The organism is Aeromonas sp. R7-4, from assembly GCF_040908055.1.
GTDB lineage: Bacteria > Pseudomonadota > Gammaproteobacteria > Enterobacterales > Aeromonadaceae > Aeromonas > Aeromonas sanarellii.
Map to the genome: position 1 here is coordinate 360,350 of NZ_JBFODA010000067.1, position 11,289 is coordinate 371,638.

Sequence of the window (11,289 nt, forward strand, 5' to 3'; positions counted from 1 at the left end):
CCCGTGCGTAGCTGTCACTTGGGGCTGGGGAAGTCATGACTTACTGGCTGATTTTGGCAACCATGCTCTTTAATAATGCTAGTGTCGTCCTACGTTAAATAGCTAAAAGCTATTTGGCTGGGAATAATAAATAGAATGAAATATAATCACCACTTAATTTGTTCCATGCCTTCCCTCCATTAACTTCGGTTATCGATTTAACAATCGATAGACCCAGTCCGACACTATCGTTATTGCTAGATCTTGATAAATCTGCCCTATAAAATCGGTCAAACATTCTCAAAGAGTCATCGTAAGTTATACCTTTGCATTTGTTCTTTATTTCAACAATAGAATTATTTCCTTCATCGTTTGATATCGAGATGCTAATGACAGAGTTACTCTCTGAGTATTTTATTGCGTTAGATATCAGATTGGATATCGAACGACGAAACATTATTTTGTCAGCAAATACAAGCTTATTAGTATTTGCAACGTTAAACGTAAGGCTTTTTTCTTCTGCTAAATACATAAAGAAATCTAAAATAGAAGAAAGTTCATTCTCTGAATCTAAAAATTCTTTATTTGCAGAAATCAAACCTTTGTCTGACCTGGCAATCCACAGCATATCGCTAACCATCTTTGCCAAACGCTCAAGCTCTTCCAGAATTGAATATAGGAACTCTTTATATTCGGAGATGCTCCTGTCTTGATTTAACCCAACTTGAGCCTGCATGATTATATTGGTTAATGGGGTTCTTAGTTCATGCGCTACATCATCTGAAAAATCAGATAACTTAACGAAACTATTGTTTAGTTTAGATAGCATGGTATTGAATGAGTCAACCAACTCCCTTAACTCTCTCGGATATTGGTTGGGTTCTAATGTTGAGCTCAACTGTTCAGCCTGAATAGTCGACATATGTTTGCTTAATATATAAATAGGTTTGTGGCCTTGCCTTATACCCAAGTATGTAGACAATATTATGATCGCCCAAACACCAAAGACTATGATTAATAGCTGCATCCTAAAGTCAGACAAAAAATGAGAGTGAACACTTGAGTCTAAATAGAACACGACTGAATAGGAGTTATCATTTTTTTTAAAATTAATGTTTTTACTGAGATATTTATGTGGAGCGGAAGTCTCAGTTTCAGATACATGAATTAGTGTATTGCTGAACTTTCTCAAATTAAAGCTGTCTCGTTCACTCCTATATATATTTTTACCATCTTTTAATATCTCGATATAAAAATTAGAGTCAGGATTGATTGTATCCCAATTGATAATTCTTTGAACTGCATCTATGCGCTTTGAAAACTGCTCGATAATAATCGTTTTGTTATCTATCGTTTCATTATCAAGGTCTAAGAAATGATTTTTGATAGATGTCTCTACCAAAAATAACAAGGAAATCATACTGATCGTTATGGCGACAGAAACAAAAAGCATAGCACGTATAGTTATAGGCATGTTACTCTTCATCGCCAGCACCTTCTAATTTATATCCCATTCCTCGAATAGTATGAATTAATTTTATTTGATAATCATCATCAACCTTGGCTCTTAATCTTCTGATTGCAACATCTATTACATTTGTATCGCTGTCAAAATTCATATCCCATACCAAAGAGGCAATTAATGAGCGAGGTAATACTTCACCATGCCGCCGAGCTAATAACTCAAGTAATAGATATTCTTTAGGGGTGAGATGTAGTTTTTTACCCGACCGCTTAACTGTTCTTGATTTGATGTTTATAATCAAATCTGAAATTGATATAACCTCTTCAATATGATTGTCTTTGGATCGCCTAAGAAGGTTTTTTATTCTGGCTAGTAGTTCAGTGAATGCAAATGGTTTTGAAAGATAATCATCAGCTCCAGACTCTAGCCCCTTTACTCTATCTCCGACACCATCTTTTGCCGTCAGGAACATGACAGGTACTTGAATGTTTATATTTCTAATTTCCTCAAGAAGCTGCCATCCGTTAATCCCAGGTAACATAATATCTAGTATTATTAAGTCAAATTCATGGCTAAGTATATAAAAGCGACCATCAATTCCATTTGTGGCGAGAGTAACAATGTAGCCTGACTCAGTGAGTCCTTTCTTTAAATACTCACCTATCTTTGGCTCATCTTCAACAACTAAAATATTCATTATGTTCTCCAATATGCAGTATTAAGATAGTCAGTAGTCTATGCTACTACATACACTAAAAAATAAAAAAAATCCAGCTGCATCAAGAGTTTCAATGAAGGTTATATCGAAATTATAAAATCTAGAATGATTTTTTTTAATGTTTAAAAAACGGCCAGCATAAGCTGGCCGTTTTTTTACATGTGGAAGATCTTAACGGTTACTACCGCTTCCCATACCATGCGGGAGAGAGACGTTATGAATGGTTCCTTTATAGTCCACGATAACTTCTGTAATATTTTTATCAGAAGGAAGTGTTAACTGCTTGGTCTTACCAGGGAGAGCCTTCACAACGCCCAGTTTCGTGCCATCGGGGGTGGATACGTCCACGGAGTCAGTAGGCAATGCAGATATTTTCCATTCTACATAGACTACTCCATGCGCTGCTCTAAGATCGAAAGGCATTGGGGCATTAGCGAAAGCCGCTGAACTACTAATCAACATGGTGAGCGCAGCTAAGATGGTCTTGATTTTCATTGGATTACCTCATTTCGTTGTTATTGCACGGTTATCGCTAATCACTATATACAATCAACATTACATGCTGCTGTCAGCAAGATTACATTACCGTAAGGATATAGATCTTTAAGAGGGCAAGTATGTATGATTCACCCTATTGGGGTATGAGAGATAATTTTACACCACCTGGTTTTCCATATTTTTAATATATCTTAAGGGGCATGGCATGATGAAATTTATTGCAATGTTGTTAGTTTTTGTCGCAGGAGGCGGTAGTGTCTACCTGCTCACAAATTTTAAAGATGTAAATACATTAAAGGAAAAACAACCTCTTTATTGGGTAAACCCGATGGATCCAGCTGATAAGAGACCTTCTCCAGCCAAGGACACAATGGGAATGGATTTCATTCCTGTTTATGAAGAGAAAGCTCAAGGTCAAGGGTCAGCTGGCACAGTTACAATATCACCGGAAATACAGCAGAATCTTGGTGTTCGTCTCGATCAAGTCAAACGAGCTCCTACTTATCAGGAAATTGATACTGTTGGATATGTTGGATATGATGAAGACCGTCTTGAAGCTATCAACTCACGTATAGCTGGCTGGGTACGAACCCTTGCAATTAAAAGTGAGGGGCAAAGGGTTACCAAAGGTAGTTTTATTTACGCATTATATGCCCCTGATTTAGTAAATGCGCAGCATGAATACTTGTTGGCCATGAATAGCAGTAACCCTTTGTTGATTCGAGCCGCAGAAGGGAAACTCAAGGCGCTACAAATTCCAAGTGATCAAATATCTATTTTAAAGCGAACTAGGAAAGTGCGTGAAACAATTAATTTCTATGCACCTAGTGATGGATATATTTCTGAGCTAAAAATTCGAGAGGGACAGTACGTAGAACCAGCTGAGGCGCTATTTAATATCAGCACATTACAACAAGTTTGGGTCAGTGCAGAAATTTTTGAGCGCCAAGCTACCGTATTGAAATTGGGAGATCCAGTTACCATGACTCTTGATTATGCGCCAAGCAGAACTTGGGTCGGTAAAGTTGATTATTTATATCCCACCCTAGACGCATCAACTAGAACGCTTAAGGTCAGGCTACGCTTTGATAATCCAGACGAGTTCCTTAAGCCGAATATGTTTGCTCAGATCAACATAAAAGCCGGTGGAACCGAGTCTAATCTTGTGGTGCCTAGTGAGGCTATTATTAGAACAGGAACGCAGAATCGAGTAGTGCTGTCATTAGGTGATGGGCGCTTCAAATCTGTTGAAGTCACTCTCGGTTCTCAGTTTAGGGAACATATCGTTGTTACATCTGGAGTTGAAGAAGGTGATGAGATAGTAAGGTCTGCTCAGTTTTTATTAGACTCTGAGTCAAGTATCAGTTCCGACTTCCAGCGCATGACTGCATTTCGTCCTGCTCAAGTCTGGGTCAATGCTGACATCGTTGATATTGGTCAGAATAGGCAGATCACAATTGCACACCAACAAGTACCAGAATGGCAATGGCCAGCAATGCGTATGAGCTTTGAACTTGATAAGAGTATTGCTCCTTCAAGTTTAAAGATGGGTCACTCCGTGAGTGTTTTGCTAAGGCAGGATGGGGAACGATACATTATAACTGGTATCAAGGAGCCGATTGCTAAAACAAATATTAAAAATTCAGATTCAAATAGTAGCAACGGGAAAGGTAAGGCTCCATCTGCTCCACAATTGGACCATTCCAAGCATGATATGGCCGAAATGGATGAGATAGGAGGTCAGAAATGATCACATCAATAATTCGATGGTCTATTGGCAATCGATTCCTTGTTCTTTTGTTAAGTGTGTTGCTCACTGCATGGGGAATATGGTCAGTCAAGCAAACTCCTGTTGATGCGCTGCCTGATTTGTCGGATGTTCAAGTTATTATCAAAACAAGTTATCCTGGGCAAGCACCACAAGTAGTTGAAGACCAAGTAACTTACCCATTAACCACCGCCATGCTTGCTGTTCCTGGTGCAACTACCGTCCGTGGTTATTCTTTCTTTGGTGATTCTTTCGTTTATGTTCTATTCGATGACAATACGGATTTGTATTGGGCGCGGGCACGAGTTTTAGAATACTTGAGCCAAGTTGCTCCTAATTTACCATCTTCTGCGAGGCCCCAGCTTGGGCCTGATGCAACTGGTGTTGGTTGGGTCTATCAGTATGCACTGATCGATAGAACAGGTAAGCATGACTTAAGTGAATTAACCTCACTGCAAAACTGGTTTTTAAAGTATGAATTACAGACTGTAGAGGGGGTTTCTGAAGTCGCTACGGTTGGAGGAATGGTTCGTCAGTATCAGGTTCGTGTAGACCCCAATAAGCTGCGTGCATATGGTGTACCTTTGTCTTTAATTCAGACAGCAATAGAACAAGGTAACCAGGAAACAGGTGCTTCAGTTATCGAGATGGCCGAAGCTGAGTATATGGTTCGCTCCAATGGGTATTTGAAAAATGTCTCTGATCTAAAAAACATTCCATTAGGAACAAATGTACGTGGTGCTCCACTATTGCTAGGTGATGTAGCGGATGTGGTAACTGGCCCTCAAGTACGTCGAGGCATCGCAGAGCTCAATGGTGAAGGTGAAGTCGTTGGGGGCATTATCGTCATGCGTTATGGCGAAAATGCACAACACACTATTGATGGAGTTAAGACTCGTCTTGATGAATTAAAAAGTAGTCTACCAGATGGGGTTGAGATAATAACTGTATATGACCGCTCAGATCTAATCCAAAGAGCAATCGACAACCTTTCAGGGAAGTTACTGGAAGAGTTTATTGTTGTTGTATTAGTTTGTTTAGCATTTTTATTCCACCTACGGTCATCGTTAGTAGTGATTATTACCCTACCAATTGCAATTCTAGTTGCATTTATAATAATGAATATACAGGGTGTCAACGCCAACATAATGTCTTTGGGAGGGATAGCCATCGCAATTGGAGCAATGGTTGATGGTGCAATTGTAATGATTGAAAATGTCCATAAGCATATGGAACAGACACCCCTAACTAATGAAAACAGATGGAAGGTAATTGGAGAGGCCAGTGCAGAAGTCGGCCCTGCTATATTTTTCTCTCTATTAATTATTACCATGAGCTTTTTACCAGTATTTGCTCTTGAAGCACAAGAAGGGCGGATGTTTGCTCCGCTCGCATATACTAAGACTTATGCTATGGCCGCAGCTGCTGCACTTGCAATAACGTTAGTCCCTGTTGTAATGGGGTACTTTATTCGTGGTAAGGTACTTGCTGAACAAGCGAACCCAATTAATAGATGGCTAAGTCAGGGTTATATACCTTTGCTGAAATGCGTCTTAGCATGGCCGAAGGTGACTCTTACTTTAGCATTTATCGTGACCGTTGTTGGTTTCTTGCCTTTAAAATATTTAGGGTCTGAGTTTATTCCTCCACTTGATGAGGGGGATCTGATGTATATGCCGACAACGGCAACAAATATCTCGGTAGGGAAAACGCGAGAGATATTACAACAAACAGATAAGCTGATTAGAACTGTCCCTGAGGTAAAGAATGTATTCGGTAAGGCTGGCCGTGCGGATAGTGCAACAGATCCAGCTGATCTTGTTATGATGGAAACCACTATTCAGCTGAAGCCTCAATCAGAGTGGCGTCCTGGGATGACACCAGAGAAATTACGGGAAGAGCTAGACTCATTAATTCAATTTCCTGGTTTGACAAATGCGTGGGTCCCCCCAATCAAGACTCGAACGGATATGCTCGCAACAGGAATTAAAACACCTGTTGGGATCAAGATTGCTGGTCCAGATCTTAAAGTGATACAAAAAATAGGACAGCAACTTGAGAAAATTGTTGGCAGTGTAGAGGGGGCATCATCCGTGTATGCTGAGCGTGTCGCCGGTGGTCGTTATGTCAAAGTTGATATCGATAGACTGAAGGCTGCCCGATATGGACTCAATATTGCGGATGTTCAAGCAGTACTAGCAACGGCTGTGGGCGGCATGGATGTTGGACAGACGATAGAGGGGCGAGAGCGATATCCAATCAATATACGCTATCCACAAAGCTATCGCGACTCAGTCGCTAGTCTAGAGTTGCTTCCTTTGATCACTCCCAAAGGTGAACGAATTGCTCTAGCTGATGTTGCTCGAATTTATATTAGCGATGAAGCCCCAATGTTGCGAAGTGAAAATGCTAGGTTAAATGGTTGGGTATATGTTGATATTAGTAATAGAGATATTGGATCATTTGTCGCGGATGCAAAAAAAATGGTCGGAGAACAATTAGTTCTTCCTGCTGGGTACTCTATTACTTGGTCTGGTCAATACGAATATATGGAACGAGCTAAAGCTCGCCTTACCTATGTAGTCCCATTAACCGTTGCCATCATAGTTCTATTGCTTTACTTGGCGTTTCGGCGTGTTCAAGAAGTGCTTCTTATTCTTACGACCTTGCCTCTTGCTATAGTTGGTGGCATTTGGTACGTGTGGCTAGCTGGATTTAATATGTCAGTGGCCGTTGGAGTTGGATTCATAGCACTTGCAGGTGTCGCTGTAGAAACAGGTGTATTGATGTTGATCTATCTCAACCATGCTTGGGATGATCTCGTTAAGAACGATAAACTTGATAATGCAGGATTACATGGTGCCGTTATCCATGGAGCTGCAATGCGACTACGTCCTAAAATGATGACAGTGGTAACGATAATTGCTGGCCTATTACCTATCATGTGGAGTCATGGGACTGGCTCTGAGGTTATGCAACGAATAGCCGCGCCAATGATTGGTGGGATGGTAAGCGCACTCGTTTTAACTCTCTTAGTTCTACCTGCGGCATTTTACTTATGGCGTAGACGTACTCTGAAGAGCATCACTAATACTACAGGTGTTGATATGCCTGAATAACGGTTGGTGCACAGGCGGATGCATTATATGAATATGCATCCGCTACTTTCGTTTTCTTTATTTACAATCTGTTGGTATCTATCATGATGAACAAAATGTTTTTACCTATACTCGCTCTTCTTAGTAGTTACACGCATGCGGAGGGCTTGCTAGATATTTATAACTTGGCGAAGCAAAAGGATCCGCAACTTCTTGAGTCAAAGGCAATGCGTGACCAATCATTCGAAAAAATCAATGAAGAGCAAGCATCATTTCTACCAAAGATAAATCTTGGTCTTAGTGCTAACTATGTTGACGATAATCTGGATATGCAAACTGGGAGCGCAACGAATAGTGCAATCAATCTAGAGCAATCTCTCTACAACAGTGCTAATTGGATTAATCTTGATTTAGCTGCGAAGAATGCGACACTATCAGATGTTTCTTATGTTCTTGAGCATCAAAACTTAGTGCTTCGTACAATACAGACATATTTTAATGTTCTCCAGGCTGAAGATTCGCTGATTTATTCTCAGGCAACGAAAACGGCAATTCAGAGGCAGCTTGCTCAAACCCAGCAGCGTTTTGAGGTAGGTTTGGCCGCGATTACTGATGTACATGAGGCAGAGGCCGCCTTCGATCAGTCTTTTGCCGATGAGATCTATGCAGAGAACACGCTTGAAAATAGCTATGAGGCTCTACGTGAGTTAACTGGTCTTGAGCATAGAAAGCTTAATAAGCTTGATACAGAGCGTTTCAGTCCTCAAAAAACTTTATGGAAAATTGATAAGTGGACTGATGCAGCAATTGAAAAAAATTTGGCATTACATCAGGCTCGGATTAAAAAAGAACTTGCGAAGATGCAGATCGATTTATCTAAGTCAGGACATAAGCCATTAGTTGATCTTACTATGGGGTTATCTTCAACTTATAATAACTACAAAGATAATACAGTTAATACGGACGGTTATTCCAATCAAGGCGACATTGGTATTAAATTTTCATTGCCACTATATACAGGTGGTGCAACAGCATCACAAGTCAAACAATCTTCTTTTGACTATGTTGCTGCCAGTGAGCAGCTGGAGAAAAGTTATCGCTCGGTCATGAGTGCAGTTAAGTCTTCATATAACAATGTTAATGCAAGCATAGGATCCGTTCGAGCATACCAACAAGCTGTAGTTTCTGCTGAAAGTGCTTTAAAAGCGACCGAGGCAGGATATGAGGTTGGCACTAGGACTATCATTGATGTATTGGATGCTAATAGAAAATTATATGATGCAAAGACAAAGTTAGCTATTTCTAGATATAGTTACATAGTCAACGTTGCCACATTGAAATTAAATTCAGGGTCTTTAGGTAAAAAAGAAATAATTGATATTGATAATGGTTTAGTTAATTTAAGGTAGTTGTGTGTAATCTATTTTTCAATAGGCATCAGTTTTGCACTGATGCCTTTTATTTAACCTGGAAATTCATTTCTCTTATTTATTTTTTTCGGAAGGTTTTTAGCACTTGTTACTATTAGTGTATAGCTATAAACGGCGCTGTTTCCCAAATCAACCATCAAGCCACAACTGCCCCAGCCCCAAGTGACCGTTACACTCGGGGCTTTCTGACAGGCAGACCAAGGGTATTCAGTTTGTTTATGGCACTGACATACGCCATGACTTCTCCCACTTGGCCATTGTAGTTACGCAGACTGATTCTCCCCGCCAGCAACTGCTTGAACCGATACATCGCCGTTTCCGCCAGCGAGCGACGGTGATACCCCGATATCTTCTTCCAGTGCGCCAGCCCTACCTTGCGCATCACCAGCACAGCCTCATTTCTTGGATGTCCTTTTTCCCATAGCCCAGCGTTCTTGCGAGGCGGGATACAGGCTGTCGCCCCTTTGCGCGAGATTAGCTGATGGCTGGCTTTGCTGTCATAGGCGCCATCCGCATAAACACGTCCCAGCTTGCGCCGCAGTGGGTTGAGCAAGGTCGGCAACACCTCGGCATCATGGACATTTTCCAGCGAGACTTCCGCCGCCACGATATCGTGGGTCACCGGGTCTACCGCCAGATGCAACTTGCGCCACACTCGCCGCTTCTCGGCGCCGTGTTTTCTGACCTTCCACTCGCCTTCACCAAATACCTTCAGGCCCGTCGAATCGATAACCAAGTCAGTGATGCGCCCCTTAGAGGGCTGTCGATAAGCCACCGCCACCGTGCGTGCTCGCTTGCTGACACAGCTGTAATCGGGGGCACAAAGCGGTACGTTCATCAACTCGAACAGGGAGTCGAGTAGTCCCTGGGTGGCCCGCAGAGTGAGGTTGAAAATCCCCTTGAGCATCAGGAAGGTGCAGATGGTCTGGTCAGTGTATAGTTGGCTGCGGCCCCGCCGCCCATGATGGCCGTGGTGAAACCAGTTGTTCATGGCCTCGGCATCAACCCAGAAGGTGAGTGAACCACGGTTAATCAAAGATTTGTTGTATGTAGGCCAGTTGGTGATGGGGTGAAGCGACGTGCTCATGATGCAGACTTGAAGGAGATGGTGGTGATCAGATCACCAAGTCCTCAGTTAGTTCCATTCAAGCTGCATCGATTTGGGCAACAACGCCGCTATAAACTCATTCAGAAAATATAGCGACCTATAGGGCTGTAGTTTTTAATGTGGATTTAAGTTTTATAAAGACCATTGTTTAAATAATCCGCACTATACGTGCGAATTGCTCCATTTGTTCTTTCATCCGCTTTATTTCACAAATCGATGCTTCTTGAGTGGAACAATGTCCTCCCCATACGGTGCTCCTACTACAGATAGAATTAAAGGCCCACGCCGAGCAGGCATGGGCTCTCAGCATTAGATCAAGAAGTCATCCAGTGCTTTTCCAGCCGCAACTGCTTCTGCGATGGCCTTGGGAATGCGGCCCTGGCCAGTCCATGTCTTCTCCTGACCGCCTTCGGTGTACTTGTATTTTGCAGGACGGGGAGCGCGTTTGGCTTTGACTGAACCCTCGGATTTCGCCGGAGCGGCAGTGCCAACCAGCTCACTCGGATCGATGCCTGCCTGTTTCAACATTTCGGTAAACTCAGCCAGTTTTTGCAGGCGTTCAGCTGACTCTTCTCTCAGTTTGGTCTCTTGCTGTTCACGCTCAGCAAAAATTTCTTCGAATTTTTCCCTAACTTCGACTAACTGCTCAAATGACAGCTCACGCAGTGCAGCTCGCAGGCTGCGAATATTCAGCAGTGTTTTCAAAAAATCGTTCATTGATAGCCTCATGTATCACATTTTTATATCAGGAAAATTATCTCTCAATCCCAGCATTAGCTCCACTGTTTTTGGCACCAAGATGACTCAAAAAATAGCATCATTTAAAATTCGTGAGCTAAATTGCGTTTGGATCTACTTATTGGCCTAGCTCCAATCTGCTACCTGATTACCCATGACCCTCAGCCAGCTTCAAGAGCCGATATGGCATCGGAGGGCTTGCCACGACTGCATGCCCCAATTCAACCAACATGCTCTTGAGGTCAAAACGATGATTAAACCGGAAGCAGTATTCCGCAAGATGCCTTGGTAAATGCTTCGCTCCGAGCGTATGGCAACTGCCCCGCAGCGAGTTTTTCACATTTCCTATCATCGTGTTTACCCAGTTGAATGCCGGATGATCCAGCCAGTCCAGGTTGCCCCCGGTGACAACACCCAGGTGCTCACAATTGGCCTCCTTGACCGCTTTGAAACAGGCCAATCCATCGGATATCACCGCGCTACCACT

General features: G+C 42.2%; 9 protein-coding genes. 3 read left to right on the top strand and 6 right to left on the bottom strand.

The window, feature by feature from the left end; all coding sequences use genetic code 11:
* Nucleotides 1-109: 109 nt before the first annotated feature.
* From AB5Y72_RS20895 to AB5Y72_RS20905, 3 genes are all read right to left on the bottom strand, one after another.
* Nucleotides 110-1,465, bottom strand: coding sequence for a heavy metal sensor histidine kinase (locus AB5Y72_RS20895; protein WP_283940754.1), 1,356 nt, complete (start codon nucleotides 1,463-1,465; stop codon nucleotides 110-112).
* On the bottom strand, nucleotides 1,455-2,141 hold the full coding sequence (locus tag AB5Y72_RS20900) for a heavy metal response regulator transcription factor (protein WP_021140716.1): 687 nt from the start codon (nucleotides 2,139-2,141) through the stop codon (nucleotides 1,455-1,457). The genes AB5Y72_RS20895 and AB5Y72_RS20900 overlap by 11 nt, the downstream gene beginning before the upstream one ends.
* A 192-nt stretch (nucleotides 2,142-2,333) precedes the next feature.
* Nucleotides 2,334-2,657, bottom strand: a complete 324-nt coding sequence (locus tag AB5Y72_RS20905) for a hypothetical protein (RefSeq protein ID WP_182310302.1) — start codon at nucleotides 2,655-2,657, stop codon at nucleotides 2,334-2,336.
* 208 nt (nucleotides 2,658-2,865) lie between these two features.
* Here AB5Y72_RS20905 and AB5Y72_RS20910 point away from each other — a divergent pair, with 208 nt between their 5' ends.
* From AB5Y72_RS20910 to tolC, 3 genes are all read left to right on the top strand, one after another.
* Nucleotides 2,866-4,410 (top strand): efflux RND transporter periplasmic adaptor subunit, encoded by a 1,545-nt coding sequence (locus AB5Y72_RS20910; protein ID WP_283940755.1) that lies wholly within the window; start codon nucleotides 2,866-2,868, stop codon nucleotides 4,408-4,410.
* Nucleotides 4,407-7,547 carry an efflux RND transporter permease subunit gene (locus tag AB5Y72_RS20915; RefSeq protein ID WP_005303884.1) on the top strand — a complete coding sequence of 1,047 codons (3,141 nt, stop codon included), beginning with the start codon at nucleotides 4,407-4,409 and terminating at the stop codon, nucleotides 7,545-7,547. Before AB5Y72_RS20910 ends, AB5Y72_RS20915 begins: the two co-directional genes overlap by 4 nt.
* A gap of 86 nt (nucleotides 7,548-7,633) precedes the next feature.
* Nucleotides 7,634-8,935: an outer membrane channel protein TolC gene (gene tolC, locus AB5Y72_RS20920; RefSeq protein ID WP_041202624.1), complete on the top strand. Its 1,302-nt coding sequence runs from the start codon at nucleotides 7,634-7,636 to the stop codon at nucleotides 8,933-8,935.
* A 190-nt stretch (nucleotides 8,936-9,125) separates the two neighbouring features.
* On the opposite strand, the gene AB5Y72_RS20925 is transcribed toward tolC, so the two are convergent.
* The 3 genes from AB5Y72_RS20925 to AB5Y72_RS20935 form a co-directional block, all read right to left on the bottom strand.
* Entirely contained in the window at nucleotides 9,126-10,043 is a 918-nt protein-coding gene (locus AB5Y72_RS20925; protein ID WP_368199575.1) for an IS5-like element ISAs13 family transposase, read from the bottom strand.
* 330 nt (nucleotides 10,044-10,373) lie between these two features.
* Entirely contained in the window at nucleotides 10,374-10,781 is a 408-nt protein-coding gene (locus AB5Y72_RS20930; protein WP_109113143.1) for an H-NS family nucleoid-associated regulatory protein, read from the bottom strand.
* Nucleotides 10,782-10,950: 169 nt separating this feature from the next.
* Nucleotides 10,951-11,289: transposase (locus AB5Y72_RS20935; RefSeq protein WP_336583559.1), on the bottom strand; the 339-nt coding region annotated here is incomplete at its 5' end.

Bases quoted from the DNA above. Each gene is read 5' to 3' on its own strand.
- AB5Y72_RS20900 (WP_021140716.1), bottom strand. From the start codon at position 2,141: ATGAATATTTTAGTTGTTGAAGATGAGCCAAAGATAGGTGAGTATTTA.
- tolC (WP_041202624.1), top strand. From the start codon at position 7,634: ATGAACAAAATGTTTTTACCTATACTCGCTCTTCTTAGTAGTTACACG.
- AB5Y72_RS20925 (WP_368199575.1), bottom strand. From the start codon at position 10,043: ATGAGCACGTCGCTTCACCCCATCACCAACTGGCCTACATACAACAAA.
- AB5Y72_RS20915 (WP_005303884.1), top strand. From the start codon at position 4,407: ATGATCACATCAATAATTCGATGGTCTATTGGCAATCGATTCCTTGTT.
- AB5Y72_RS20930 (WP_109113143.1), bottom strand. From the start codon at position 10,781: ATGAACGATTTTTTGAAAACACTGCTGAATATTCGCAGCCTGCGAGCT.
- AB5Y72_RS20905 (WP_182310302.1), bottom strand. From the start codon at position 2,657: ATGAAAATCAAGACCATCTTAGCTGCGCTCACCATGTTGATTAGTAGT.
- AB5Y72_RS20895 (WP_283940754.1), bottom strand. From the start codon at position 1,465: ATGAAGAGTAACATGCCTATAACTATACGTGCTATGCTTTTTGTTTCT.
- AB5Y72_RS20910 (WP_283940755.1), top strand. From the start codon at position 2,866: ATGATGAAATTTATTGCAATGTTGTTAGTTTTTGTCGCAGGAGGCGGT.